General features: G+C 71.9%; 24 protein-coding genes. 18 read left to right on the forward strand and 6 right to left on the reverse strand.

Features of this window, described 5'->3' with window-relative positions; genetic code table 11:
• The first annotated feature begins 112 nt into the window (after positions 1 to 112).
• Both ABZ386_RS31850 and ABZ386_RS31855 read left to right on the forward strand, forming a co-directional pair.
• Positions 113 to 955 carry a MurR/RpiR family transcriptional regulator gene (locus ABZ386_RS31850; RefSeq protein WP_114253371.1) on the forward strand — a complete coding sequence of 281 codons (843 nt, stop codon included), beginning with the start codon at positions 113 to 115 and terminating at the stop codon, positions 953 to 955.
• Between the two features lie 120 nt (positions 956 to 1,075).
• The gene (locus ABZ386_RS31855; protein WP_356506442.1) at positions 1,076 to 1,657 is read left to right on the forward strand and encodes a hypothetical protein; all 582 of its coding nucleotides are present in this window, start codon (positions 1,076 to 1,078) and stop codon (positions 1,655 to 1,657) included.
• A 69-nt stretch (positions 1,658 to 1,726) separates the two neighbouring features.
• Here ABZ386_RS31855 and ABZ386_RS31860 read toward each other — a convergent pair whose 3' ends face one another.
• Positions 1,727 to 3,121 (reverse strand): diaminopimelate decarboxylase, encoded by a 1,395-nt coding sequence (locus tag ABZ386_RS31860; protein ID WP_351348148.1) that lies wholly within the window; start codon positions 3,119 to 3,121, stop codon positions 1,727 to 1,729.
• A gap of 126 nt (positions 3,122 to 3,247) precedes the next feature.
• Between ABZ386_RS31860 and hutU the strand changes: the two genes are divergently transcribed.
• The 5 genes from hutU to ABZ386_RS31885 all read left to right on the forward strand — a co-directional run bounded on the left by hutU (position 3,248) and on the right by ABZ386_RS31885 (position 9,133).
• The gene (gene hutU, locus ABZ386_RS31865; RefSeq protein WP_355719922.1) at positions 3,248 to 4,912 is read left to right on the forward strand and encodes a urocanate hydratase; all 1,665 of its coding nucleotides are present in this window, start codon (positions 3,248 to 3,250) and stop codon (positions 4,910 to 4,912) included.
• On the forward strand, positions 4,909 to 6,126 hold the full coding sequence (locus tag ABZ386_RS31870) for an allantoate amidohydrolase (RefSeq protein WP_358967023.1): 1,218 nt from the start codon (positions 4,909 to 4,911) through the stop codon (positions 6,124 to 6,126). The genes hutU and ABZ386_RS31870 overlap by 4 nt, the downstream gene beginning before the upstream one ends.
• Entirely contained in the window at positions 6,117 to 7,457 is a 1,341-nt protein-coding gene (locus ABZ386_RS31875) for a formimidoylglutamate deiminase (RefSeq protein WP_351348154.1), read from the forward strand. The genes ABZ386_RS31870 and ABZ386_RS31875 overlap by 10 nt, the downstream gene beginning before the upstream one ends.
• The gene (hutI, locus tag ABZ386_RS31880; protein ID WP_351348156.1) at positions 7,454 to 8,749 is read left to right on the forward strand and encodes an imidazolonepropionase; all 1,296 of its coding nucleotides are present in this window, start codon (positions 7,454 to 7,456) and stop codon (positions 8,747 to 8,749) included. The genes ABZ386_RS31875 and hutI overlap by 4 nt, the downstream gene beginning before the upstream one ends.
• Before the next feature lie 63 nt (positions 8,750 to 8,812).
• Positions 8,813 to 9,133, forward strand: a complete 321-nt coding sequence (locus ABZ386_RS31885; RefSeq protein ID WP_114253357.1) for a hypothetical protein — start codon at positions 8,813 to 8,815, stop codon at positions 9,131 to 9,133.
• A 97-nt stretch (positions 9,134 to 9,230) separates the two neighbouring features.
• Here the strand turns inward: ABZ386_RS31885 and ABZ386_RS31890 are convergent, their stop codons facing one another.
• Positions 9,231 to 10,157 carry an RNA polymerase sigma factor SigF gene (locus ABZ386_RS31890; RefSeq protein ID WP_351348158.1) on the reverse strand — a complete coding sequence of 309 codons (927 nt, stop codon included), beginning with the start codon at positions 10,155 to 10,157 and terminating at the stop codon, positions 9,231 to 9,233.
• A 238-nt stretch (positions 10,158 to 10,395) separates the two neighbouring features.
• On the opposite strand from ABZ386_RS31890, the gene ABZ386_RS31895 reads away from it, so the two are divergent.
• The 4 genes from ABZ386_RS31895 (at position 10,396) to ABZ386_RS31910 (ending at position 13,844) form a co-directional block, all read left to right on the forward strand.
• Positions 10,396 to 10,773 (forward strand): STAS domain-containing protein, encoded by a 378-nt coding sequence (locus ABZ386_RS31895; protein ID WP_114253355.1) that lies wholly within the window; start codon positions 10,396 to 10,398, stop codon positions 10,771 to 10,773.
• 242 nt (positions 10,774 to 11,015) lie between these two features.
• Positions 11,016 to 11,540 carry an ATP-binding protein gene (locus ABZ386_RS31900; protein ID WP_358967026.1) on the forward strand — a complete coding sequence of 175 codons (525 nt, stop codon included), beginning with the start codon at positions 11,016 to 11,018 and terminating at the stop codon, positions 11,538 to 11,540.
• Positions 11,541 to 11,783: 243 nt separating this feature from the next.
• The gene (locus ABZ386_RS31905) at positions 11,784 to 12,488 is read left to right on the forward strand and encodes an LPXTG cell wall anchor domain-containing protein (RefSeq protein ID WP_356506447.1); all 705 of its coding nucleotides are present in this window, start codon (positions 11,784 to 11,786) and stop codon (positions 12,486 to 12,488) included.
• A gap of 363 nt (positions 12,489 to 12,851) precedes the next feature.
• The gene (locus ABZ386_RS31910) at positions 12,852 to 13,844 is read left to right on the forward strand and encodes a hypothetical protein (protein WP_358967029.1); all 993 of its coding nucleotides are present in this window, start codon (positions 12,852 to 12,854) and stop codon (positions 13,842 to 13,844) included.
• A gap of 94 nt (positions 13,845 to 13,938) precedes the next feature.
• On the opposite strand, the gene ABZ386_RS31915 is transcribed toward ABZ386_RS31910, so the two are convergent.
• Complete coding sequence (locus ABZ386_RS31915; protein ID WP_351348165.1) at positions 13,939 to 15,477, reverse strand: oligopeptide:H+ symporter; 1,539 nt, start codon at positions 15,475 to 15,477, stop codon at positions 13,939 to 13,941.
• A 517-nt stretch (positions 15,478 to 15,994) separates the two neighbouring features.
• On the opposite strand from ABZ386_RS31915, the gene ABZ386_RS31920 reads away from it, so the two are divergent.
• A complete protein-coding gene (locus tag ABZ386_RS31920) occupies positions 15,995 to 16,672 on the forward strand; it encodes a response regulator transcription factor (protein ID WP_010034575.1) in 678 nt (225 codons plus the stop codon).
• 31 nt (positions 16,673 to 16,703) lie between these two features.
• Positions 16,704 to 17,981 carry an ATP-binding protein gene (locus tag ABZ386_RS31925; protein ID WP_351348168.1) on the forward strand — a complete coding sequence of 426 codons (1,278 nt, stop codon included), beginning with the start codon at positions 16,704 to 16,706 and terminating at the stop codon, positions 17,979 to 17,981.
• A gap of 205 nt (positions 17,982 to 18,186) precedes the next feature.
• Here the strand turns inward: ABZ386_RS31925 and ABZ386_RS31930 are convergent, their stop codons facing one another.
• On the reverse strand, positions 18,187 to 18,693 hold the full coding sequence (locus ABZ386_RS31930) for a GtrA family protein (RefSeq protein WP_351348170.1): 507 nt from the start codon (positions 18,691 to 18,693) through the stop codon (positions 18,187 to 18,189).
• Positions 18,694 to 18,856: 163 nt separating this feature from the next.
• Between ABZ386_RS31930 and ABZ386_RS31935 the strand changes: the two genes are divergently transcribed.
• From ABZ386_RS31935 to ABZ386_RS31950, 4 genes are all read left to right on the forward strand, one after another.
• On the forward strand, positions 18,857 to 19,996 hold the full coding sequence (locus ABZ386_RS31935; protein WP_351348172.1) for a 5-(carboxyamino)imidazole ribonucleotide synthase: 1,140 nt from the start codon (positions 18,857 to 18,859) through the stop codon (positions 19,994 to 19,996).
• Complete coding sequence (purE, locus tag ABZ386_RS31940; RefSeq protein ID WP_232840497.1) at positions 19,993 to 20,520, forward strand: 5-(carboxyamino)imidazole ribonucleotide mutase; 528 nt, start codon at positions 19,993 to 19,995, stop codon at positions 20,518 to 20,520. Before ABZ386_RS31935 ends, purE begins: the two co-directional genes overlap by 4 nt.
• 5 nt (positions 20,521 to 20,525) lie before the next feature.
• Positions 20,526 to 21,704: a dipeptidase gene (locus ABZ386_RS31945; RefSeq protein ID WP_358967032.1), complete on the forward strand. Its 1,179-nt coding sequence runs from the start codon at positions 20,526 to 20,528 to the stop codon at positions 21,702 to 21,704.
• 167 nt (positions 21,705 to 21,871) lie between these two features.
• The gene (locus ABZ386_RS31950; RefSeq protein WP_356506310.1) at positions 21,872 to 22,096 is read left to right on the forward strand and encodes a DUF397 domain-containing protein; all 225 of its coding nucleotides are present in this window, start codon (positions 21,872 to 21,874) and stop codon (positions 22,094 to 22,096) included.
• 224 nt (positions 22,097 to 22,320) lie between these two features.
• Here the strand turns inward: ABZ386_RS31950 and ABZ386_RS31955 are convergent, their stop codons facing one another.
• Positions 22,321 to 22,776: a hypothetical protein gene (locus tag ABZ386_RS31955; RefSeq protein WP_356506311.1), complete on the reverse strand. Its 456-nt coding sequence runs from the start codon at positions 22,774 to 22,776 to the stop codon at positions 22,321 to 22,323.
• Positions 22,777 to 22,814: 38 nt separating this feature from the next.
• Positions 22,815 to 23,657: a helix-turn-helix transcriptional regulator gene (locus ABZ386_RS31960; protein WP_356506312.1), complete on the reverse strand. Its 843-nt coding sequence runs from the start codon at positions 23,655 to 23,657 to the stop codon at positions 22,815 to 22,817.
• A gap of 371 nt (positions 23,658 to 24,028) precedes the next feature.
• On the opposite strand from ABZ386_RS31960, the gene ABZ386_RS31965 reads away from it, so the two are divergent.
• Positions 24,029 to 25,162, forward strand: a complete 1,134-nt coding sequence (locus ABZ386_RS31965; protein WP_351348182.1) for a dipeptidase — start codon at positions 24,029 to 24,031, stop codon at positions 25,160 to 25,162.
• Positions 25,163 to 25,179: the final 17 nt, after the last annotated feature.

Raw genomic sequence — 25,179 nt, forward strand, 5'->3', positions numbered from 1 at the left:
GCACTGGGGTTAGCCCCCCGGTCGGACTGGGGGAACGCCCTGCCGTCGCTTGCCGGGCTGCATATGCTCATGCAGAATCCTCAGCTACTGAATAGGCGAGGGGGAGCACGTCATGAGCGCGACCGACAGCCCTGCCGCGCGGCTGCAGGCGCTCTTCGAGGGCCACCGGCTGACGCCGACCCAGCGGCGCATCGCGCACAGCATGGTGCGCCGCGCCGCCGACGTGCCGTTCCTGTCGAGTGTGGAGCTCGCCGAGCTGGCCGGGGTCAGCCAGCCCTCCGTGACCCGCTTCGCCGTGGCCCTCGGCTTCGACGGTTACCCGGCCCTGCGGCGCCACCTGCGCGAGGTCGCCCCGGCCGAACCCGCGGCGGAGGCGGGGTCCGCCAACGAGTACCAGCAGGCCGTCGAGGCCGAGATCGAGAACCTGCGGCACCTCGCGGAGGCGCTGGCCGACCCCGGACCCGTGCGGCGGGCCGGGCGCCTCCTCGCGGCCTCCCGCCCGCTCCCCGTTCTCGGGCTGCGGGCGGCGGCCGCCCAGGCGCACGGCTTCGCCTACTTCGCCGCCAAGGTCCACCCCGACGTGCGGCTCCTCAACGAGGGCGGCACGATGCTCCACGACCGCATCGACGCCGCCGCCCGGGCCGGCGCGACCGCACTGCTCTGCTTCGCGCTGCCCCGGCACCCCCGCGAGGTCGTCGACGCCCTCGCCTACGCCAGGGAGGCCGGGCTGACCGTCGTCACGGTCGCCGACTCCGCGTTCGCGCCCGTCGCCAAGGTGTCCGACCTGCTGCTGCCGGCCGCCGTCGGCACCGGCCTCGCCTTCGACACGGCCTGCGCCCCGATGCTGCTCGGCCGGGTCCTGCTGGAGGCGATGTGCGACGACCTGCCCGAGGCGCAGTCCCGCCTGGAGGAGTTCGACACGAAGGCGGCGGCGCGGGGTCTTTTCGTCGACTGACGGCACGCGCTGCGGATTCTCGGACTCCGGATTTTCAGGTTCGTCTCACGTTGCATCGCTAACGTGCGTCTCCTACAACACTCTTCAGACGCTTCGGGTACCGGACGGAGGCTGATCGACATGCGTGGAGGACATGGACTGGCCCGGGTGGCCGTCGTCGTACGGGCGGGTGCCGCACCCTTGTGGTGGCTGGGAGTGCTGGCGGCCGGTGTCGGCCTGCTCCCCGAAGGGCTCACCGGCCGCCGCATCGGGGTGCTGACGGGAGCGGCCCTCTTCCTCCTGGCCGCGGCCGTGGTGTGCGCAGCCCGCCGCAAGCGCTACACGGCCCTGGCCGCCTCGGCCGCCCGGGCCGGCAAGCACGACGTGCTCCAGGACCGCGCGGTCACGGCACGCAACTGGCGCCGCGTCCACCGCTGGTGGCTCCTCCTGGCTTTCCTGGCCGCCCTGGGCACCTCCTTCGCCCTGCCGGCCGCGGGCGGCATGTTGCTGGCCGGCTGGGGAGCGGGCCTGTGGCTGAAGGCGGCGTGGCTGGGCCGCCGTGAGCGCGCGGACGAGGTGCTGCTGTGGGTCCGCGTGGACTGGCTGCGCGCGGGCGTGGCCCACCCGACGGGCAAGCAGGTCAAGGCGTTCCGCAGCACGGGCATCGCAGCGGGCGACGCGGCCCCGGGTGGAACGCGGCGGAAGACGCCGGCCCTCGTCTGACCCCTTGGAGGCGCGGGGAACTGCGCGACCGGCCACGACGGGCCCGCACCCCGCGCCCCACGGCACCCCTCACGGCGCTCCCGTCAGCCCATCCGCCTGCGCCCCACCGGACTCGGCGACGACCTCCTCCACGGTCTGCGCGCGCCGCACCACGGCGAACCGCCCCCCGGGCCAGAACCCGTACACCGCGGGCCGCACCAGCGAGTTGTACGCGTAGTGATGCGCGAAGTAGTACGCCCCCGTGTCCAGCGCCGCCGCGTAGTCCCCCTGCTCCAGCAGCGGCATCGACCGCCCTTCCGCCAGCAGATCCCCGGCGAAGCACGCCGGCCCGGCCACGTCCTGCACCACGACGGGCCCATCCTTCACCCGGCCCTTCGCGTCGTACGCCGCGATCCGCAACGGCCAGCTCCCCGGCGCGTACACGGTCCGCGCGGCCACCTGCACCCCGGCGTGCGTCACCGCGACCGCCCGCCCGCCGGAGGCCTTCGCGTACTCGACCCGCGCCACCACCGTCCCGTGCTTCGCCAGCAGTGACCGCCCGAACTCGGTGACCAGCCCGTACCGCCCGTCGAACAGCCCCGGCACCGCCTCGGCCAGCATCCGCGCGTACTGCCCGTACGTCGGCGTCGTCGCGTCCGACGCGAAGTTCACGGGCAGCCCGCCGCCGATGTCGAGCGTGTCGACCTGCTGTCGCCCGGCCCGCCCGTTGATCTCCTCCGCGAGTTCGTACGTCTCCGCCACGCCCCGCACCATCAGCGACAGCGGGATCCCCTGGGAGCCCGTGTGCGCGTGCAGCCGGGTCAGCCACGGCCGGTCGAGGTACGCCCGCACGACCCACTCCCGGGCCCCCTCGTCACGCAGCGCCACCCCGAACTTGGAGGTGGCCGTCGCCGTCGACAACGCCTCGATGGAACCGCCGCCGACCTGCGGGTTCACCCGGATCCCCAGAGGTGAGCGGCTGGTCCGCGACCGCAGCAGCGCGTCGATGCGCGCCAGCTCCTGCGGATTGTCCGCGTTGACGGCGATGCCCAGGGCCAGCGCCTCCCGCAGCTCGGCCGGCGTCTTCGCGGGCGAGTCGAGCACCGTCATGGCCGGCGGCAGCCCGGCCGCCCGGGCCAGCGCCAGTTCCCCGGGGCTCGCCACCTCCGCGCCGACGCCCTCCTCGCGCAGCAGCCGCAGCACCGGCACCAGCGGGGTCGCCTTCACCGCGAAGGCGTGCAGCACGGGCGTGCCCGGCGCCACCACCGCGTCGAACGCCGCCCGCAGCTCCGCCGCCGACTCCCGGATGCCGGTGACGTCCAGCAGCCCGACGATGGGGCTGTCGGGCCCCAGCAGGCCCTGCTCCACCGCCGCCCGCACCGCCTCGTCCCGCCGGGCCGCCCGCCCGGCCCCGGCCCCGGCGCCGTCCGTGCCGTCCGTGCCGTCCGTGCCGTCAGGCTCTTCCGTCTCGATGTGTGCGCCCATGCGTCCAGCCAAACACCCACGGCACGGCCGCGCCGACCCCCCGACGTATTGACTAGCTCTATTCATAAGTCCAGGATGTGAATAGACGCAGCAACATCCGCCGGGAGAGCCACCAGGAGGCAGACCATGTCCGGACCCCGCCCCGTCCGAGCGCCGCGCGGCACGCAACCGAGCGCCCTGGGATGGCAGCAGGAAGCCGCCCTGCGGATGCTGCAGAACAACCTCGACCCGGAGGTCGCCGAGCACCCCGACCAGCTCGTCGTCTACGGCGGCACCGGCAAGGCCGCCCGGGACTGGCGCTCCTTCGACGCGATGGTCCGCACGCTCCAGGGCCTGAAGCAGGACGAGACCATGCTCGTCCAGTCCGGCCGCCCGGTCGGCGTCATGCAGACCCACGAGTGGGCGCCGCGCGTCCTCATCGCCAACTCCAACCTCGTCGGCGACTGGGCCACCTGGGAGGAGTTCCGCCGGCTCGAACAGCTGGGCCTGACCATGTACGGCCAGATGACCGCCGGCTCCTGGATCTACATCGGCACCCAGGGCATCCTCCAGGGCACCTACGAGACCTTCGCCGCCGTCGCCGCGAAGAAGTTCGGCGGATCGCTGGCCGGCACGATCACGCTGACCGCCGGCCTCGGCGGCATGGGCGGCGCCCAGCCCCTCGCCGTGACCATGAACGACGGCGTCGCCCTGTGCATCGACTGCGACCCGCGCGCCATCGAGCGCCGCATCGAGCACCGGTACCTGGACGTGAAGGCCGACAGCCTCGACCACGCGCTCCAGCTGGCGACCGAGGCCCGCGACGCCCGCCGCCCGCTGTCCATCGGCGTCCTCGGCAACGCCGCCGAACTCGTCCCGCAGCTCCTCGCCATGGGCGCGCCCATCGACATCGTCACCGACCAGACCTCGGCGCACGACCCGCTGTCCTACCTCCCGCTCGGCGTCGACTTCGACGAGATGGCCTCCTACGCCGCCAAGGACCCGGCCGGCTTCACCACCCGGGCCCGCGAGTCCATGGCCCGCCACGTCGAGGCCATGGTCGGCTTCATGGACGCCGGCGCGGAGGTCTTCGACTACGGCAACTCCATCCGCGGCGAGGCCCGGCTCGCCGGATACGACCGGGCCTTCGCCTTCCCCGGCTTCGTCCCCGCCTACATCCGCCCCCTCTTCTGCGAGGGCAAGGGCCCCTTCCGCTGGGCGGCCCTCTCGGGCGACCCGGCCGACATCGCCAAGACCGACAAGGCGATCCTCGACCTCTTCCCGGAGAACGAGTCCCTGGCCCGCTGGATCAAGATGGCCGGGGAGCGGGTGCACTTCCAGGGCCTGCCCGCCCGTATCTGCTGGCTCGGCTACGGCGAGCGGGACAAGGCCGGTGAGCGGTTCAACGACATGGTCGCGAGCGGGGAGCTGGCCGCCCCGGTCGTCATCGGCCGCGACCACCTCGACTGCGGCTCCGTCGCCTCCCCCTACCGGGAGACCGAGGCCATGCTCGACGGCTCCGACGCGATCGCCGACTGGCCGCTGCTGAACGCGATGGTGAACGTCGCCTCCGGGGCGTCCTGGGTGTCCATCCACCACGGCGGCGGCGTCGGCATGGGCCGCTCGATCCACGCCGGGCAGGTGACGGTCGCCGACGGCACCCCGCTCGCCGGGGAGAAGATCCGCCGCGTCCTCACCAACGACCCGGGGATGGGCGTCATCCGGCACGTCGACGCGGGCTACGACATCGCCGAGTCGGTCGCCGGCGAGCGCGGTGTCCGGGTCCCGATGCGCGAGGGTGACGAGGCGTGACCTTCCACAGCATGTGGGCGGAGCTGCTGCCGATCGGCCGCAGCTCCGCCTCCGGCGGCTACCGCCGCTTCGCCTGGACCGGCGCCGACGCGGACTGCCGGGCCTGGTTCCAGGAGCAGGCCGAAACCCGCGGGCTGACCTACGAGACCGACCGCAACGGCAACCAGTGGGCCTGGCTCGGGGACCCCGCCCGCGGCGACGCCGTCGTCACCGGGTCCCATCTGGACTCCGTGCCCGACGGCGGTGCCTTCGACGGGCCCCTCGGCGTGGTCTCCGCCTTCGCCGCGCTGGACGAACTGCGCGACCGGGGCGCGCGGTTCACCCGCCCCCTCGGCATCGTGAACTTCGGCGACGAGGAGGGCGCCCGGTTCGGGCTCGCCTGCGTCGGGTCCCGGCTCACGGCCGGGCAGCTCACCGTCGCCGACGCCCACCGGCTGACCGACGGGGACGGCACCACCCTGCCCCGGGCCATGGAGGCCGCCGGTTACGACCCGGACGCCATCGGGCCCGACCCCGAACGGCTCGCCCGCATCGGCGCCTTCGTCGAACTGCACGTCGAGCAGGGCCGGGCCCTGGACCTGTCCGGCGACCGGGTCGGCATCGCGAGCGCCATCTGGCCGCACGGACGCTGGCGCTTCGACTTCCGGGGCGAGGCCAACCACGCCGGCACCACCCGGCTCGCCGACCGGCGCGACCCCATGCTGTCCTACGCCGAGACCGTCCTCGCCGCCCGCCGCGAGGCCGAACTCGCCGGGGCCGTCGCCACCTTCGGCAAGATCGCCGTCGAGCCGAACGGCGTCAACGCCATCCCCTCCCTCGTACGCGGCTGGCTCGACTCGCGCGCCGCCGACCAGGACAGCCTGGACGCCGTCGTCGCCGGCGTGGAGAAGGCGGCCGGGGAGTACGCCGCCGCCCACGGGGCCGATCTCGCCGTCGTCCGCGAGTCGTTCACCCCCGTCGTCGAGTTCGACCACGCCCTGCGTGACGAACTCGCCCGCATCCTCGGCACGGACGCCGGCCTCACGGTCCCCGTCCTCGGCACCGGCGCCGGACACGACGCCGGGATCCTGTCCGGGAGCATCCCGACCGCCATGCTGTTCGTGCGCAACCCCACGGGTGTCTCCCACTCGCCGGCCGAGTCCGCGACCGAGGACGACTGCGTGGCCGGGGTGCTCGCACTCGCCGACGTACTGGAGGGACTGGCGTGCAGGTGACGCAGACGTACTGGCTGGAGCACGCCTGGCTCGACACGCACGTCGAACCGGGCGTCGCCCTCGACGTGCGGGACGGCCGCATCACGGCCGTCCGGACCGAGGTCGACGCGCCGCCCCCCGGCGCCGAGATCCTCCGCGGACTCACCCTGCCCGGCCTGGCCAACGCCCACAGCCACGCCTTCCACCGCGCCCTGCGCGGCACGGCCCAGGTCGGCTCCGGCACGTTCTGGACCTGGCGCGAGGTCATGTACTCCGTCGCCGCCCGGCTCACCCCGGACAGCTACCACGCCCTCGCCCGCGCCGTGTACGCCGAGATGGCCCTGGCCGGCATCACGGCGGTCGGCGAGTTCCACTACGTCCACCACGCCCCCGGCGGCACCCCCTACGCCGACCCCAACGCGATGGGCGAGGCCCTCGTCGCGGCCGCCGCCGACGCCGGGATCCGCATCACCCTCCTCGACACCGCCTACCTCTCCTCCGGCTTCGGACAGCCCCCCACCGCCCACCAGCTCCGCTTCTCCGACGGCACGGCGGACGCCTGGGCAGAACGCTGTTCAGTTCTCAAGGAACGGGATCACGCGCGGATCGGAGCGGCGATCCACTCCGTGCGGGCCGTGCCCGCCGAGCAGCTGGCGACCGTGGCGCGCTGGGCCGAGGAGCGGCGGGCCCCGCTCCATGTGCACCTGTCCGAGCAGACCGCCGAGAACGACGCCTGCCGCGAAGCCCACGGCTGCACCCCGACCCAGCTCCTCGCCCTGCACGGTGTGCTCGGGCCGCGCACCACCGGCGTCCACAACACCCACCTCACCGCCGAGGACATCTCCCTCATCGGCTCCAGCGGCACCGGCACCTGCATGTGCCCGACGACCGAGCGGGACCTGGCCGACGGCATCGGACCCGCGGTCGCCCTGCAGAACGAAGGCTCCCCGCTCTGTCTCGGCTCCGACAGCCACGCCGTGATCGACCTGTTCGAAGAGGCGCGGGCGATGGAGCTGAACGAGCGGCTGCGCACCCGCACCCGAGGTCACTGGACGGCGGCGGCCCTGCTGCGGGCGGCCTCGGCCGACGGCCACGCCGCCCTCGGCTGGGACGGCGCGGGCACCCTGGAGCCCGGCGCGCTCGCCGACTTCACGACGATCGCCCTCGACTCGGTCAGGACGGCAGGGCCGCTTCCGCGGCTCGGGGCCGAGACGGCCGTATTCGCCGCGTCGGCAGCAGACGTGTCGCATACGGTCGTGGCAGGCCGGCACGTCGTACGGGACGGGGTCCACACCCTCGTGCCCGATGTGCCGCGCGCCCTCGCGGACGCCGTCGCAGCCCTGCGCGGATGACCCCGGGCCGCCCGCCCGCGCGGCCCGCCCCCGCCCCCGGACCCGACCCCACCGCCGACCAGGCCACCAAGGACGCCATGAGCAACGCGACGACCGTCAGCCCCGCCCACTCCGCGAGCACCGCAAGCACGCTCATCACCAACATCGCAGCCCTGGTCACCAACGACCCCTCCCTAGGTGACGGTTCCCCCCTCGGACTGGTCCAGGACGCGGCCGTCGTCATCGAAGGCGACCGCATCGCGTGGACCGGTGATCACAGCAAAGCACCCGCCACTGACAATCGGGTCGACGCCGGCGGCCGGGCGGTCATCCCCGGCTTCGTCGACTCCCACTCCCACCTCGTCTTCGCGGGCGACCGGACGCAGGAGTTCAACGCCCGGATGTCGGGGCGGCCCTACAGCGCGGGCGGCATCCGCACGACGGTCGCGGCCACCCGGGCGGCGAGCGACGAGGAACTCGAGGCCAACCTCACCCGATACCTCCGCGAGGCCCTCCGCCAGGGCACCACCACGCTCGAGACCAAGTCCGGCTACGGCCTGACCGTCGAGGACGAGTCCCGGGCCCTGCGCATCGCCGCCGCCCACACCGACGAGGTCACCTACCTCGGCGCGCACATCGTCTCGCCGGACCACGCCGAGGACCCGGCGTCGTACGTCGCCCTCGTCACCGGCGAGATGCTCGACGCCTGCGCCCCGTACGCCCGCTGGATCGACGTCTTCTGCGAGCAGGGCGCCTTCGACGGCGACCAGGCCCGGGCGATCCTCACCGCGGGCAAGGCCAAGGGGCTGCACCCCCGCATCCACGCCAACCAGTTGTCGTACGGCCCGGGCGTACGGCTCGCCGTCGAACTCGACGCCGCGAGCGCCGACCACTGCACCCACCTGACGGACGAGGACGTGGACGCGCTCGCGAACAGCGACACCGTCGCCACCCTGCTGCCCGGCGCCGAGTTCTCCACCCGCGCGGAGTGGCCGGACGCCCGCCGCCTGCTCGACGCGGGCGCCACCGTCGCCCTGTCCACCGACTGCAACCCGGGCTCGTCCTTCACCTCGTCCGTCCCCTTCTGCGTCGCGCTCGCCGTACGGGACATGGGGATGACCCCGGACGAGGCCGTCTGGTCGGCCACGGCGGGCGGCGCGGCGGCCCTCAGGCGCACCGACATCGGCCGCCTCACCCCGGGCGCCTACGCCGACCTGGCGCTCCTCGACGCGCCGAGCCACGTCCACCTCGCCTACCGGCCGGGCGTCCCGCTGGTCAGCGGCGTGTGGCGGCGCGGGGAACGCGTGGTGTGAAGCACCGGCCATAATGCGGTGGCACGCCGGCGGACGGCCGGCGCCACCGGAGGGCGGGGACGGATGGCAAGGCACTGGTCGGCACCGCTGCTGGTGAACCTCCTGCTCGGAGTTCCGGGCGTGGTGCCGTTCTGGCTGATCTGGTACGTCATGGCCAACGGGCCGCTGGCCGCGCTCGGCTGGACCACGCGGGAACCCACGGAGAACGACGGCATGGCCCTGTGGCTCGTGATCGTCGTCCCCGTCGTCACGCTGTACGGACTGATCTGGTGGCTCGCCAACACGCCGCTCCGGCGCCGGACGACCCTCGCTCCGCACCGCTACTGGCTGCTGAGCCTGGCCGCCCCGCTCGTCCCGACGGCCGCGCTGATCCTCAACTCCTGAGGAACGGACGGCGGAAACTCCTGAGGAACGGGCGGCGGAACGCGCCTGGGGGCGGGCCCTGAGCCCGCCCCCGAAGGACACGATCACCCGGTGAGGATCACTCCTCGACCGTGAGCCCCTTGCGCAGCCGTACCAGCGTCCGGGACAGCAGACGCGAGACGTGCATCTGGGAGATGCCCAGTTCCTCGCCGATCTCCGACTGGGTCATGCCGGCGACGAACCGCAGCGACAGGATCTTCCGGTCGCGCGGCGGGAGTTCCGCTATCAGCGGCTTCAACGACTCGACGTACTCGATGCCCTCGAGTCCGTGGTCCTCGTAGCCGATGCGGTCCGCGAGCGCGCCCTCGGAGTCGTCCTCCTCCGGCTGGGCGTCCAGCGAGGAGGCGGTGTAGGCGTTCGACGCGGCCATGCCCTCGACGACCTCGTCGTTGGAGATGCCGAGCCGCTCGGCCAGTTCGTGCACCGTCGGGGCGCGGTCCAGCTTCTGCGCCAGCTCGTCACCGGCCTTGGCCAGGTCGAGCCGCAGCTCCTGGAGCCGCCGCGGTACGCGCACGGACCACGAGGTGTCGCGGAAGAAGCGCTTGATCTCGCCGATGATGGTCGGCATCGCGAACGTGGGGAACTCGACACCCCGAGACAGCTCGAAGCGGTCGATCGCCTTGATCAGGCCGATGGTGCCGACCTGGATGATGTCCTCCATCGGCTCGCTGCGGGAGCGGAACCGGGAGGCGGCGAACTTGACCAGCGCGAGGTTCAGTTCGACGAGTGTGTTGCGGACGTACGAGTACTCACGGGTGCCTTCCTCCAGCGACTCGAGGCGCTCGAAGAGGGTCTTGGACAGGGCCCGTGCGTCCACCGCGTCGACTTCTTCGTACGGGGGGATGTCCGGAAGTCCGGCGAGAAGGTCGTCCTGTGTGACGAGCATCTCGTCCTGCTCGATGGGATCCAGCTGTTCCGGAGGGGGTGTCGACGTCGCTTTCTGGGTACGCGATGCGTCGAGCCGGGGTGACATGATGTCCTCCATCGTTCTCGGCATATGGCTGCCGGAGCCAGTACGTGCACTGCGGTGTGCGGCGCCTCCAAAGCCGGCCGTGTCGGTTACGTGTCCTTACTAGGCCTACCCGCTTTCCCGAGCCCACCGCAAGTGCGTTCTGTGGGCATATGTCCGTTTGTGTGTAGTTGTTCGGGTGTCGAAGCGTGGCGGGAAGGCGTAGTGTTCGAGGGCGTCAGCAACAGTCACGACGTCGGGAGAGAGAGACGGCATGGACCGCGGGACGGTCGGCAGCGCACAGTCTGGCCGGCTTCTGGTGGAGGTGCGGGAAGAGGGCTCTAGCGCCGTCGTGACCCCGGCGGGTGAGCTGGATCACCACACCGCCGATCTGTTGCGCGAGCCGCTCGACGACTGCCTCGCCAAGGGATTCAAGCGCCTGGTCATCGACTGCGCGCGCCTGGAGTTCTGCGACTCCACGGGGCTGAACGTGCTCCTCGGTGCCCGACTGAAGGCGGAGGCCGCCGGTGGCGGCGTGGCGCTGGTCGGAATGCAGCCGGTAGTGGCACGCGTGTTCGAGATCACGGGAGCGGACGCGGTCTTCAGCGTCCACGACACCCTCCAGGCGGCCCTGGCCGACGAGTCGGGCTGACGGCGGTGCCCCGGCGCGCCGCGACCCGGCCGTCCCTCTGTGACCGGCGTCCTACCCCCGTCACGCCCTTCATCCCGAATACGGGGGTGTTCTGCGGGTCCGCCCGGGCAGGAGACATCCTGAACCTGTCGGATGCCAGGGTTGCGGGGGCGCCGTGAAACCGACGTGCCGCGCACTGCGTGACTGACTGTGTACTGAATTTTTTCAATCGTGAACTGGTGAATCGGTGAGGTGAAGCGCTGATGAGCACCACCCGGCCTTACTCGCCGGGCGACCGCGGGCCGGAGCCCAGCGGCGCTTCCGGGGCGTCCGAGGGTGGCGTGGCGGCGACGTCCGGAGCCGCGGCGCCGCCGGGGGGCCGGCAGGTGCGCCGGCTGAGCTTCGACGGCGAGAGCGGCGTGGTCCCGCTCGCGCGCGACTTCACCCGGCAGGCGCTGTACGCGTGGGGCTGGCTGCCCGCGGCCTCCGCCGACCAGCGGGCCGCCGCCGAGGATGTGCTGCTCGTCGTCTCCGAGCTGGTCACCAACGCCTGCCTGCACGCCGAGGGGCCGGACCAGCTGCGGATCACCTGCGACAACAAGGTGATCCGCATCGAGGTCTCCGACCGGGGCACCGGCCAGCCGGCTCCCCGGACGCCCCACCGGGCGGGACGCCCGGGCGGCCACGGCATGTTCATCGTCCAGCGGCTGTGCCTGGACTGGGGCGTCGTGCGCACGCCGGGGGTCGCCGGCAAGACGGTGTGGGCGGAACTGGGCGCACCGGCCTGACCCCGGGCGGCCTCCTGGCCCGGGGCATCACCCCGGCCCGGGCAGCGGCCTCATGGAGCGGACGGGCGGGCATCGGACCCCCGACCTCACGGCATCTCCTCCCCGCATCCCCTCAAGCGTCACTCCCCACGCCCCGGATCGCCACAGATCCGGAGTGCCCTGTGTCTTCCTTCCTCAACTCCCCGGGCGTACCTTGACGGCCCGATCTGATGCGCCGTCAGGAACAGGAAGGGGAGCGGCACCGTGTCGTACCGGAAACGAACCGCCGCGCTCGCGTCCGCCGCGGCCCTGGCCGGCTCGGCGGTGTGGATGGCCGCCCCCGTGGCCCGGGCCGAGGTCGTCGACGTCAACTACCAGTGCAAGACGCCGATCGGTGACAAGAGCGCCGTCTCGCCCATCGACATCAAGGGCGTCAGGAGCGGCAGCGGCTACCGGATCACCATGTCCTGGCAGAAGGGCGTCTCCTCCAGCCCGGTCGAACTCGGCAAGGGCGCGATGACGCCGAGCGCCACGATCGCCCTGGGCGGTGCCGACAGCGGCACTCTGACGGTGACCGGCCCCGCCAACGGCGCCGCGATCCCGGCCAACACGCCCATCAAGATCAACGACCTGAGCGGGACGTACACGCCGAAGAAGAGCGGCGAGGTCACGTTCACGGCGGGCGTGCTCACCATCAAGGCGCTCGGTACGACGACCACGTGCACCCCGACGAACGACCCGGGCCCGTCCCTGACCCTCGACGTCACGGCCGCGGGCGGCGGTACGACCGGCTCAGCCCAGGGCGGTGGCTCGGGGTCCGGCTCCGACACCGGTGCCGAACTCCCGCGGACCGGACCCGAGGACTCGGCCGTCGCCCTCGGCACCCTCGGCGGCACGGTGCTGCTCGCCGGCGCGGCGGGCGCGCTGTGGCTGACACGCCGTCACCAGGGGGCCCGGGCGAGCCGGTGAGGGCACGCCCGCGCCAGTGAACACGCGGCCGCACGCCTGCCCGCAGGGCTGGTCCGAGGCCGGGCTCGCCGAAGCCGCACGCACGCCGAAGCCGTACGCACGCCGAAAGCGGTCGCTCGCCGAAAGCGGTCGCTCGCCGAAAGCGGTCGCTCGCCGAAAGCGGGCGCTCGCCGAAAGCGGTCGCTCGCCGAAAGCGGTCGCTCGCCGAAAGCGGGCGCTCGCCGAAACCGCACGCTCGCCGAAACCGGGCGCCCGACCGCTGCCCCGCCCACGCCGAACCCCGCCCACCCCGACGCCGCCCAGGCAGCTGCCGCACCCACGTCGCCCCCTGCCCGCCCACCCGACCGACCGCAGGAGCCCTCGATGCCCTACGCCGGCCGTCTTCCCCACCTGTCACTGCCGGTTCTGCTGGCGCTCCTGCTGGTGCTGGCCGGCGCCGGGCCCGTCGGGGCGGTGGATCGGCCCGTCGTCGAGTTGTCCAGGGCCCAGGCCGGGGCGGGCGGCGCGGTCACCGTCAGTGGCAGCGGCTGGCGGCCGCGGGCCCTGCTGACGCTGCTGGTGTGCGGGCAGGCCGAGCCGGACCGGGGCGTGACCGGCGGCACCAACTCCTGCGCCAACGCCGACGGCCGCGCCGTCACCACCGACGCCGAGGGGCGTTTTTTCCGCCGGGAACTGCCCGTCGTCGAGCCGCCGGTGCCGTGTCCTTGCGTGGTGCACGTGGCGACGGTGACCGGAGCCGGGGCCGAGGCCGACGCCGCCCTCGAAGTCGCCGGGCACGCCGTCGAGCCGCTGCCCGCGGAACGGTCCGGTGGGCGGCTGTCCCTGCTCGCGGACACCCGGCTGCGCGGCTCCGGCGGGCTGCTGACCTGGTTCGGCTCCCCGCCCGCCCGGACCCTGGAGGTCACCGTCGGCAACGTCGGCACGTCCCCCGTGCGCAACCCCGTCTTCCAGGTGGGCACCGCGCACGGCGTGTTCGCCCCGCAGTGGCAGGACCAGCGCTGGCGCGGCACGATCCGGCCCGGCGGGAAGGCCCGTATCGAACTGCCCGTGGAACTCGCGGGCGGGGCGCACGGCGACTACACCGTGTCCCTGAAGTACGGCGGCAAGGTCCTCGCCGAACACCCCTGGGGCGTGGGCCGCCCCTGGGGCGTGACGCTGTTCTGGGCCCTGGTCCTCCTGGTCGTGCCGGCGGCGCTGTTCCGCGCGGGCCTGGCCGTGGTCGACCACGTACGGCCGCGCCGCCCCGGCCACGCGGCCCGCCCCGCCCGCCGCCTGCGGCTGCCCGCCGCCCGCCGGCCCCCGGCCCCGCCGTGGTTCGCACCGGACGCCGACCCGCCAGGACCGCGAAAACCATGAAAGAAACCGTGAAGGAAAGCCATGAAAGAGGAAAGAAGAAGGGCCGCCGCACCCGAGGTGCGGCGGCCCTTCCCGGTCCGGTGCGGCGCCCGTGTCAGTGGACGTCGCCCATCAGGGACTTGACCTTCCGGCGGTACATGTACACCGCGATACCGGCGAGGGCGGCCAGCACGGCCTCCACGGCGACCGCGCCGGTGCCGCTCAGGTCGACACCGCCGACGGCCGGGTTGGACAGCAGACCCGTCACCGAGTCACCCGCCGTGACCGCGAGGAACCAGACGCCCATCATCTGGCTGGCGTACTTGGCCGGGGCCATCTTCGTCGTCACCGACAGGCCGACGGGGGAGAGGCACAGCTCGCCGACGGTCTGGATCAGGTAGATGCCCACCAGCCACATCGGGCTGACCAGCGTGTCGCCGTCGGCCATGCCCATCGGCAGCAGGAAGAAGAAGAACGAGACACCGATGAAGAACAGCGCCGCGGCGAACTTGGCGACGGTGCTCGGCTCCTTGCCCTTGCGGTTCAGCCACAGCCAGAACCAGGCGAAGACCGGGGCCAGCGCCATGATGAACACCGGGTTCAGCGACTGGTACCAGGAGGACGGGAAGTCGAACCCGAGCAGCGAGCCGGAGGCCTTCGTCTCACCGAACGCCTGGACCGTGGATCCGCCCTGGTCGTAGATCATCCAGAACACGGCGGCCGCGACGAAGAACCAGATGTAGCCGGTCATCTTCGACTGCTCGACGTCGCTGAGCTCCTTGTCGCGCTTGATGCGGATCAGCACGCCGGCCGGGATGACCAGGCCGATCACCGTCAGCGGGATCATCGCCCAGTTGAGCGTGAAGTGGCCGGTGAAGCCGACGACGCCGTAGAAGACGGTCGCGACGATCAGCCACAGCAGGCCCTTGCGCAGCCAGGACGCGCGCTCCTCGGCCGCCAGCGGCTTGGGCACGACGTTGCTCTGCGGGCTCAGATCGCGGGTGCCGAGGAGGAAGGCGATGAGGCCGATGCCCATGCCGACCGCGGCCAGGCCGAAGCCGAGGTGCCAGCTGACCTGCTGGCCGACGGTGCCGATGATCAGCGGCGCGAAGAAGGCACCCATGTTGATGCCCATGTAGAAGATCGTGAAGCCGCCGTCACGGCGCGGGTCGTCCGGCCCGTCGTAGAGGTGGCCGACCATCGTGGAGATGTTGGCCTTCAGCAGGCCGGAGCCGAGCGCGACCAGCGCCAGACCGGCGAAGAAGGGCGCCTGGCCGCCGGGCAGGGCCAGCACCAGGTGACCCGCCATGATCGTCACGGCCGCGATCGCCACCGTCCTGCGCGGTCCCCAGACCCGGTCGCCGAGCCAGCCGCCGGGCATGGCGAGCAGGTACACCATCGACAGGTACACCGAGTAGATCGCCGTCGTGGTGGCGAGGTCCATGCCGAGACCGCCGCCCATGCTGCCCTTCTTGGCGTCCGGGCCGCCGGAGAGCAGGTACACGACGAGCAGGGCCCGCATGCCGTAGAAGCTGAACCGCTCCCACATCTCGGTCATGAAGAGGGTGGCCAGTCCGCGGGGGTGGCCGAAGAAGGTCTTCTCGGAGCCGGGGGTGCCCGGGCGGGCCGAGTCCTTCGTCAGGCTGGACGCCATGGTCGTTCCTTGCTGCTCGGGACGCGCCCCGCGAACAGCGGTGGTGCGCCCGGTGGGGGCTGCCGGCACCGGTGCGTACGGCCGTCCGCCCGACGCCTACGGGGGTCCGCTCCGGGTCACGGAGCGGTGGGCGGTCGCCACCGGGATCCACACCTCTACGCGCGTCGCCGCACGACGAGGCCCGGCCACAGGTCGTTTTCGGATGGGGGCCGGCGGGAAACCGGCCCGGACACAAAAGAGACCTCCAGGGCAAACAGCCTCCGAAGGTCGCCGTGGTGCTACAGGCGTTGATTCACCATACGGCAGGACACTGCCGCATATGGAAGGACTTGAGACACGGATCACAGGTGTCGGGGGAACCGCAGGCCCCCTTTCCAAGGTCCTTACCAGGATCGCACCCCAAAGGCAGAGGTTCGGAAGCGTTCCCGCGCAACGTAAGAAATGGGTGTGCGCTCGGTAAGAATCAAGCCTTCCGGTCACACCCCAGCTCAGGGCCGCGCAGGTCTACCATCACCTCATGACCCGAGTACTGCTCGCCGAGGACGACGCGTCCATCTCGGAGCCGCTGGCCCGTGCTCTGCGCCGGGAGGGCTACGAGGTCGAGGTGCGTGAGGACGGACCCACCGCTCTCGACGCCGGAATGCAGGGCGGCGTCGACCTGGTCGTGCTCGACCTGGGTCTGCCCGGCATGGACGGTCTGGAGGTGGCCCGTCGCCTGCGTGGCGAAGGCCACAGCATTCCGATCCTCATCCTGACCGCCCGCGCCGACGAGGTGGACACCGTCGTCGGCCTCGACGCGGGCGCCGACGACTACGTCACCAAGCCGTTCCGGCTCGCCGAGCTGCTCGCCCGCGTCCGGGCCCTGCTGCGGCGCGGCGCCGCCGAGCCGCAGCAGCCGCCCGCCACGCACGGCGTGCGCATCGACGTCGAGTCGCACCGCGCCTGGATGGGCGAGGAGGAGCTCCAGCTCACCGCCAAGGAGTTCGACCTGCTGCGGGTGCTGGTGCGCGACGCGGGCCGCGTCGTCACCCGCGACCAGCTGATGCGCGAGGTCTGGGACACGACCTGGTGGTCGTCGACCAAGACCCTCGACATGCACATCTCCTGGCTGCGCAAGAAGCTCGGCGACGACGCGGCCAACCCGCGCTACATCGCCACCGTGCGCGGTGTGGGCTTCCGTTTCGAGAAGAGCTGAGCCGCGGAGCACGGTGATCGGGTAACAGGACATGCGCCGCCGACTGATCCAGTCCACGCTCGCCGTGGTCCTCGTCGTGATCGCCGTCTTCGGCGTCTCGCTCGTCATCGTCGAGACCCGGACGATCAGCAACAGCGCCCAGGAGCGGGTGGAGTCCGAGGCCGTCCGCCTGGCGAGCATCGTCGACAGCCGGCTCTTCGGCGCGCAGCAGGTCGACGCGGAGGTCCTGCGCGACCAGGTCACGCAGGACCGCTACTACGCGGTGATCCGCATCCCCGGCGAGGCGCCCATCGAGGTCGGCACCAAACCGGCCGGCGAGGTCATCAGCGAGACCGCGTCCGGCGAGGAGGGCGAGACGGTCACCGTCCAGGAACCGCGCTCGTCGGTGACCCGGGAGGTCGGCCGCACGCTGCTGATCATCGCGCTGGTGGCGCTGCTGGCGGTGGTGGCCGCGGTGCTGCTCGCCGTGCGCCAGGCCAACCGGCTGGCGTCGCCGCTGACCGACCTCGCGGAGACGGCCGAGCGGCTCGGCTCCGGCGATCCGCGCCCCCGGCACAAGCGGTACGGCGTGCCCGAGCTGGACCGGGTGGCGGACGTGCTGGACGGCTCCGCCGAGCGCATCGCGCGCATGCTGACCGCCGAGCGCCGCCTCGCCGCCGACGCCTCCCACCAGCTGCGCACGCCGCTCACGGCGCTGTCCATGCGGCTGGAGGAGATCACCCTCACCGACGACCCGGACACGGTGAAGGAGGAGGCGACGATCGCGCTGACCCAGGTCGAGCGGCTCACGGACGTCGTCGAGCGGCTGCTGACCAACTCCCGCGATCCGCGCACCGGCTCCGCCGTCACCTTCGACCTCGACGAGGTCATCCAGCAGCAGCTCGCCGAGTGGCGGCCGGCCTACCGCAGCGCGGGCCGGGCCATCGTCAGCTCCGGCAAGCGGCATCTGGAGGCGGTGGGCACGCCCGGCGCCGTCGCGCAGGTTCTGGCCGCGCTGATCGAGAACTCCCTCATGCACGGCGGCGGCACGGTCGCGCTGCGCACCCGCGTCACCGGCAACCAGGCCGTCATCGAGGTCACGGACGAGGGTCCCGGGGTCCCCGCCGACCTGGGCGCCCGCATCTTCGAGCGGGCCATCAGCGGCCGCAACTCCACGGGCATCGGCCTGGCCGTGGCCCGCGACCTCGCGGAGGCCGACGGCGGCCGCCTGGAGATGCTCCAGACCAAGCCGCCGGTCTTCGGCCTGTTCCTGTCCCGCACGCCGGTGCGCAAGGACCTGGGGAACGACGAGGAGCCGATGGTCCGCTAGGGGCCCGCCCCTGGCGCGGCTAGGGCCTGTCGTTTGGATCACGTCGCAGGGAAGTGACGGTGCCGTTCACTGCCGGTGAGCGGGGCGTGGTGCGTGCAGCTGCAAGGCGGAGGAGGGCGGCGATGCGGAGCATCGGCAACCGACGACAACGCGGCAGATGCGCGTGCCACGCCCCGCGTCTGCGGCGTGATCCAAACGACAGGCCCTAGGGCACCCGCTGCTTCGTCCGGGACTGGCGGGCCCGTTCCCGCTTCAGGATCGACTCGGCGTCCGTCACGGCCTCCCGGGCGGGCAGCGCGCGGAACACCCAGGTGCGGTACGACCAGAAGCGGAACAGGGTCGCGATGCCGATGCCGAGGAACTTGAAGATGTTGTTCTGCAGCGGGGTGTCCCAGCCGAAGCCGTACGTGGCCGTGTACAGGACACCGTTCTCGATGACCAGCCCGACCGCGCTGAACAGCAGGAACAGGCTCATCTCGCGCGTACGGCGGGTCTTGTCGCGGTCGCGGTAGGTGAAGTAGCGGAAGCCGACGTAGTTGAAGATGATCGCGACGACGGTCGCGATGACGCTCGCGCGCACCACCTGGAGGTCGGTCACATGCCGTACCAGGTTGAACACGAGGAGATTGACGAGCACGCCGGCCCCGCCGACCGCGCCGAACTTGGCGGCTTCCCGACAGATCCGTCGGAGCCGCGAGGCACCATGTCCCATGGTCGTGCAGGCCCCCGTCCGTCGGTTGGCGTCAACCCAGCCATGCTAACCACCCTCCCGCGCGATCTTCCTGCGGACGGCGGTGGACGGCCGGAGATGGTCCGGGCAGGGCCGGGCGGGGGCAGGAAACCGGCCACCTTGGCGCGGCCGATACCCTGGGGGAGTGACGTTCCCGGTAGTCGGCATGGTCGGCGGGGGCCAGCTCGCTCGTATGACACACGAGGCAGGCATCCCGCTGGGCATCAGGTTCAAGCTTCTCAGTGACACCCCGCAGGACTCCGCTGCGCAGGTCGTGAGCGATGTCGTCGTCGGCGACTATCGCGACCTCGACACGTTGCGCGAGTTCGCCCGAGGGTGCGATGTGATCACCTTCGATCACGAACACGTACCCACCGAGCACCTCCGTGCCCTGGAGGCGGACGGCATCCCCGTGCGTCCCGGCCCGGACGCGCTGGTGCACGCCCAGGACAAGGGCGTGATGCGGGCGAGACTCGACGCGATCGGCGTGCCCTGCCCGAGGCACAGGATCGTCTCCGATCCGCAGGACGTGGCGGCCTTCGCCGCCGAGGGCGACGGCTTCCCTGTCGTACTCAAGACCGTCCGCGGCGGCTACGACGGCAAGGGCGTGTGGGTGGTGGACTCCGTGGAGGAGGCCGCTGACCCGTTCAAGGCCGGTGTGCCCGTGCTCGCCGAGGAGAAGGTCGACTTCGTCCGCGAGCTCGCCGCCAACGTCGTCCGCTCCCCGCACGGCCAGGCCGTGGCCTACCCGGTCGTGGAGTCCCGCCAGGTCAACGGCGTGTGCGACACGGTCATCGCCCCGGCGCCCGACCTGGAGGAGGCCCTCGCCCTGGAGGCCTCCGAGATGGCGCTGAACATCGCCAAGGAGCTCGGCGTCGTCGGCCACCTCGCGGTCGAGCTGTTCCAGACCCGCGACGGCCGCATCCTCGTCAACGAGCTGGCGATGCGCCCGCACAACTCCGGCCACTGGTCGATGGACGGCGCCGTCACCAGCCAGTTCGCCAACCACGTCCGCGCGGTCCTGGACCTGCCCCTGGGCGACCCGCGCCCGCGCGCCAAGTGGACGGTGATGGTCAACGTCCTCGGCGGCGACTTCCCGGACATGTACTCCGCGTACCTGCACTGCATGGCCCGCGACCCGCAGCTGAAGATCCACATGTACGGCAAGGACGTGAAGCCCGGCCGCAAGGTCGGTCACGTCAACACCTACGGCGACGACCTGGACGACGTGCTGGAGCGCGCCCGTCACGCTGCCGGCTACCTGAGAGGCACCATCACCGAATGAGCCCTGTTGTTGGCATCGTCATGGGGTCGGACTCCGACTGGCCCGTCATGGAGGCCGCCGCCAAGGCCCTCGACGAGTTCGAGATCGCCTACGAGGTCGACGTCGTGTCCGCGCACCGTATGCCGCGCGAGATGGTCGCCTACGGCGAGCAGGCCGACGAGCGCGGGCTCAAGGTGATCATCGCCGGGGCGGGCGGCGCCGCCCACCTGCCCGGCATGCTCGCCTCCGTGACACCGCTGCCGGTCATCGGCGTGCCCGTGCCGCTGAAGTACCTCGACGGCATGGACAGCCTCCTGTCGATCGTGCAGATGCCGGCCGGCGTCCCGGTCGCCACGGTCTCGGTCGCCGGCGCCCGCAACGCCGGTCTGCTCGCGGCCCGCATCCTCGCCGCGCACGACGAGGACCTGCGCGCCCGCATGCGCGAGTTCCAGCAGGAGCTCAACGACCAGGCCACCGAGAAGGGCAAGCGCCTGCGCTCCAAGGTCGAGGGCACGGGCGGCTTCGGCTTCGGCGCGGGGAAGTGACGACGATGACCTCCCGGGAGGCAGCCCGGGAACTCCTGCGGGAGTTCCCGGTCGTCGACGGACACAACGACCTGCCCTGGGCGCTGCGCGAGCAGGTCCGCTACGACCTCGAAGCGCGGGACATCGCCGCCGACCAGTCCGCCCACCTGCACACCGACCTCCCGCGCCTGCGCGCGGGCGGGGTCGGGGCGCAGTACTGGTCGGTGTACGTCCGCACGGACGCGCCCGACCCGGTCGCGGCCACCCTCGAACAGATCGACTGCGTACGGCAGTTGCTGGCCCGCCACCCGGAGGACCTGCGCCCCGCGCTGACGGCCGCCGACATGGAGGCCGCGCGCCGCGAGGGCCGGATCGCCTCCCTCATGGGCGCGGAGGGCGGCCACTCCATCGCCAACTCCCTGGGCACCCTGCGGGGTCTGTACGGCCTCGGCGTGCGGTACCTCACGCTCACCCACAACGACAACGTGGACTGGGCGGACTCCGCGACCGACGAGCCGCGGGCCGGGGGCCTCACCGCGTTCGGCCGCGAGGTCGTACGGGAGATGAACCGGCTCGGCATGCTCGTCGACCTCTCCCACGTGGCCGCGACGACGATGCGGGACGCGCTCGACACGAGCACCGCCCCGGTGATCTTCTCCCACTCCTCCGCCCGGGCCGTCTGCGACCACCCGCGCAACATCCCGGACGACGTCCTGGAACGTCTGCCCGCCAACGGCGGCATCGCCATGGTCACCTTCGTCCCGAAGTTCGTGCTCCAGGCGGCCGTCGACTGGACCGCCGCCGCCGACGAGAACATGCGCGCCCACGGCTTCCACCACCTCGACACCACCCCGGAGGCCATGAAGGTCCACCGCGCCTTCGAGGAGCGGCACCCGCGCCCGGTCGCCACGGTGGCGACGGTCGCCGACCACCTGGACCACATGCGCGAGGCCGCCGGCATCGACCACCTCGGCATCGGCGGCGACTACGACGGCACGGCCTTCACCCCCGACGGCCTCGACGACGTCTCCGGCTACCCGAACCTGATCGCGGAACTCCTCGACCGCGGCTGGTCGAAGGCCGACCTGACCAAGCTGACGTGGAAGAACGCGGTCCGCGTCCTGGACGCGACGGAGGCCGTGGCCCGGGGGCTCCAGGGGACGCGTCCCCCGTCCAACGCCCGCATCGAGGACTTGGACGGCTGACGGCCGGGGGATCGTTGACCTTGGCCGGTGTGTACGCATGTGGTGCCGCTCCGCGGCCAAGGCCGTGCAGCTCCTGTTGAACGGCCGTTAGGGCGGGTAGGACCTTCATACGCGTGCAGCGCTCTTCTGGGGCGGGTCTGGTCTTGGTACGGGCGAGAGGGGGCGGCGTGGCTGAGGAGCAGAGTCCGTTTTCCTGGCGGCGGAGTAGCTACAGCGGCGGAGGCGGCAGCAATGACAACCAGTGCTGCGAGATGGCCGCGTTCCCCGAAGGGGTCTGGATAAGGGATTCCAAGCAGCCGAACGGCAGGGTGCTGACCTTCACGCCGGAGGCCTGGCGCAGCGCGATGGCGTGGCTGTCCGCCCCGGAGCACCCCGGGCGTGACCATGAATGACTCGGATTCCGCCGGACGCGGCATGGGCAGCCGAAGCCGTGAGCGGTCTGCCACCAGGGAGCCGGGTCTCTTCGGCTACTGCCTGGTGACCGGCACGCTGGCAGCGGCCTGCGGGGCAGCCGCCTCACTGCTGGGCGAAAGCCTCTCGGTGCGACTCGCCCTGTGGCTGACGGTACTGATCGGCTTGTCGGCCGCCGCGAGCTGGTGGTGGGCGCAGTCGCCGGCTACAGCCCGCCAGTGGACGGTGGATCTTCTGGTGCGTCCGGCAACGAGGGACGCACGGTCTCGAAGAGCTTGATGAACGTCCTGACCAGGAGCGGCCCTCCGCTGACACTGCCGAGCCAGCACATCTCCGGCGGCACGCCCATCCGGATGCCGGCGTAGGCCACCAGCGCGGAGACGGCGGCGGAGAACAGGACCAGTGCGGCCAGATTGCGGATGACGCGTATCACGTCGTCGACGTGGGCCCGCCTGCGCCGTATGGGGTTGTCGGTTTCCGCCTTTTTCAGCCGCAGCAGACGGGCACACGCCTCCCGGCTGCCGAGTCCCTGCGGGACCGGCGTGGCGTGCTCGTGCTGCTGCCCGGGCCCAGGGGTGGCCTGGTGTGGGGTGACGTTGCTCCCGCTTCTGGAACTCGACTCCGGTCCACGGCGCTTCTTCCTCCCCTTGTCGGTCGTCATGGCTACCCCTGGGCCCCCGGTGGCACGCTGAACCGACGTCAGGTGCGGTGGAATTGTTCGATGAGTTCGTCCAGCAGCGCGACCGTCTCGTCCTCGGTCAGCGCCTTGCCGCGCAGGTCCTCGAAGCACTCCTGGTACCGGGCGACCAGTTCCCGGTCGTCCCGGTTCGTCAGAGTGCCTCCCGGGCCCGCCACATAGAGCACGTCTTCGTCATCCCGGAAGCCCAGGAGGAAGAAGCTGCTGTCCAGACTGTCGTGTGCGCCGGCGGTGAAAGGCAGTGCCCGCAGGGCGGCACGCTGCCCGTCGATGAGTTCCTTGAGGAACAGCAACTGGCGGCGCATGGTGGCCGGTCCGCCGACTTGGCGGCGCAGAGCCGCTTCGTCGATGACCATTTCCACTTCCGGGCCGTCCTCGTGGAGAACGCGCTCCTGCCGGGCGATACGCAGGTCGATGCGCTGCTGGGCCCTGGCGTCTGACTGGCCCGCCTCGAACAAGGCGGTGACATAGTCCGAGATCTGCAAATGACCGGGGATGAGGCTGGGGTGGTAACCCCGGATGGCGTTCGCGGCACTCTCGTAGCCCAGGTACTGGGCGAACGGCTGGCTGATGACGTTGTTGTACTCGGACCACCAAGCCTGGCCCTTGCTGCCCCGGGCCGCCTCCTCCAATTCCGCGACGAGTTCCGGGTCATCGACGCCGTACTCGAGGAGCATCGCCCGCAGATCTGTGACGGACAGACTCACCGTGCCCGCCTCGATCCGGATCAGCTTGGACAACGACCACTCGAGCACGTCGGCTGCCTGCCGTTGGGTCAGCCCCCGCTTGTCGCGGGCCGCTTTGAGGGCGAGACGCAGCTTGCGGCGGTTGAGGCTCGGGTCCACGGACCTGGGCATGGCGCTCCTTCGGGAGAGTGACGGCGGCGAACAGCACTTGGCGTGCCGAAACTTTCCCATCCTACGCGGTCGATTCGACTGTCATCCGAAAGAGTGACTCGAATGGCCGTACGCTTGACGCTGCCGTCGGTCTGGAGATACCCGAACGACACATGTCTAATCGACCTGAGCTGGAGTAGACCTACCGAGTGGCACAGGTCACATCCCCGGTCGCAAGCAGTGTGAAGTCCTGGGACCCACGCGTCCACAGGAAGCCGCGAGGCGCACCGGCGCCGTCCCCCGAACGCCCCGCCCGCCAGGAGCAGCCCACCGCTCCGTGCGACGGTGACCGTACTGCACGACGACCGTACGGAGCCGCCATGGCAGACCTCCAGGACGACCTGCGCCCCACCACCGCGGCCGGCGAGCTCGACGACCTGGCCGAGCCGTACCCCGAGGAGGCCGTGGTCACGGCGGAGTCGTACGAGCCCGTCTCCGACCCGGACGACGCGCCCCTGACCCGGGCGCACGCCATCCTCGCCGCGCACCCCGTCGCCGACGGCTACAACGGACTGCCCTGGGCCCTCAAGCGCCTGTCCTACTACGACCTGGAACTCGGCGAGAGCACCGTCGCCACGGACGTGCCGCGCCTGCGCGGCGGCCACGTGGGCGCCCTGTTCTGGTCGCTGCACCTGCCCGAGGGCCTCGACGGCGACCGGGCCGTCGGCGCCACGCTGGAGCAGCTGGACCTGGCCAAGACCGTCGTCCGCACCTGCGACGAGGGCCTGCGGCCCGCCTGTACGGCCGGACAGGTCGCGGACGCCCGCAACTGCGGCCGGGTCGCCGTGCTCCTCGGCCCCGCCGGGGCATCGGCCGTGGGTGACTCGCTGGGCATCCTGCGCCAGTTGCACGCCCTCGGCCTGCGCGTCCTCACCCTGACCGGGGTCTCCTGGGCGAGCGAGGCGGGGCTGACCCGGTTCGGCGAGGAGGTCGTGCGCGAGATGAACCGGCTCGGCGTGATCGCGGACCTCTCCGGCGCCTCACCGCCCACCGTCCGCCGCGTCCTGAGCCTCTCCCGGGCACCCGTGCTGTGCAGCCGCTCCGCCGCCCGGGCGATCCGCCCCCACCCGGTCAACCTCCCCGACGAACTGCTGGCGGAGCTGGGCGAGGCCAAGGGGCTGTGCCTGGTGCCGCTGACCGCCGAGCAGACCGGCCCGACCGTCCGCGACGTCGCCGACCACCTCGACCACATCCGCGAGGTCGCCGGAGCGCACTGCGTCGGGCTGTCCGGCACCTACGACTCCGGAGCCGCCCACCCGCAGGAACTCGGCGACACCTCCTGCTATCCGCGGCTGATCGCCGAACTCCTCCGACGCGGCTGGGACGAGGCCGATGTGGCCCTTCTGACCTGGGGCAACGTCCAACGCGTGCTGCGCGGCGCCGACTTCACGGCCCGCGCGGCCCAGCAGCGGCGCGAGCAGTCGACGGCGACGATCGCGGAGCTGGACGGGTAACGCGGGGACGGGGCACG

Origin of the sequence: Streptomyces sp. NPDC006140, assembly GCF_040628815.1 — a bacterium.
Classification (GTDB): Bacteria; Actinomycetota; Actinomycetes; order Streptomycetales; family Streptomycetaceae; genus Streptomyces.

Bases quoted from the DNA above. Each gene is read 5' to 3' on its own strand.
- hutU (WP_355719922.1), top strand. From the start codon at position 3,248: ATGTCCGGACCCCGCCCCGTCCGAGCGCCGCGCGGCACGCAACCGAGC.
- ABZ386_RS31900 (WP_358967026.1), top strand. From the start codon at position 11,016: ATGAGCACCACCCGGCCTTACTCGCCGGGCGACCGCGGGCCGGAGCCC.
- ABZ386_RS31955 (WP_356506311.1), bottom strand. From the start codon at position 22,776: ATGACGACCGACAAGGGGAGGAAGAAGCGCCGTGGACCGGAGTCGAGT.
- ABZ386_RS31965 (WP_351348182.1), top strand. From the start codon at position 24,029: ATGGCAGACCTCCAGGACGACCTGCGCCCCACCACCGCGGCCGGCGAG.
- hutI (WP_351348156.1), top strand. From the start codon at position 7,454: ATGACCCCGGGCCGCCCGCCCGCGCGGCCCGCCCCCGCCCCCGGACCC.
- ABZ386_RS31895 (WP_114253355.1), top strand. From the start codon at position 10,396: ATGGACCGCGGGACGGTCGGCAGCGCACAGTCTGGCCGGCTTCTGGTG.
- ABZ386_RS31910 (WP_358967029.1), top strand. From the start codon at position 12,852: ATGCCCTACGCCGGCCGTCTTCCCCACCTGTCACTGCCGGTTCTGCTG.
- ABZ386_RS31945 (WP_358967032.1), top strand. From the start codon at position 20,526: ATGACCTCCCGGGAGGCAGCCCGGGAACTCCTGCGGGAGTTCCCGGTC.
- ABZ386_RS31920 (WP_010034575.1), top strand. From the start codon at position 15,995: ATGACCCGAGTACTGCTCGCCGAGGACGACGCGTCCATCTCGGAGCCG.
- ABZ386_RS31885 (WP_114253357.1), top strand. From the start codon at position 8,813: ATGGCAAGGCACTGGTCGGCACCGCTGCTGGTGAACCTCCTGCTCGGA.
- ABZ386_RS31890 (WP_351348158.1), bottom strand. From the start codon at position 10,157: ATGGAGGACATCATGTCACCCCGGCTCGACGCATCGCGTACCCAGAAA.
- ABZ386_RS31930 (WP_351348170.1), bottom strand. From the start codon at position 18,693: ATGGGACATGGTGCCTCGCGGCTCCGACGGATCTGTCGGGAAGCCGCC.
- ABZ386_RS31915 (WP_351348165.1), bottom strand. From the start codon at position 15,477: ATGGCGTCCAGCCTGACGAAGGACTCGGCCCGCCCGGGCACCCCCGGC.
- ABZ386_RS31860 (WP_351348148.1), bottom strand. From the start codon at position 3,121: ATGGGCGCACACATCGAGACGGAAGAGCCTGACGGCACGGACGGCACG.
- ABZ386_RS31855 (WP_356506442.1), top strand. From the start codon at position 1,076: ATGCGTGGAGGACATGGACTGGCCCGGGTGGCCGTCGTCGTACGGGCG.
- purE (WP_232840497.1), top strand. From the start codon at position 19,993: ATGAGCCCTGTTGTTGGCATCGTCATGGGGTCGGACTCCGACTGGCCC.
- ABZ386_RS31850 (WP_114253371.1), top strand. From the start codon at position 113: ATGAGCGCGACCGACAGCCCTGCCGCGCGGCTGCAGGCGCTCTTCGAG.
- ABZ386_RS31925 (WP_351348168.1), top strand. From the start codon at position 16,704: ATGCGCCGCCGACTGATCCAGTCCACGCTCGCCGTGGTCCTCGTCGTG.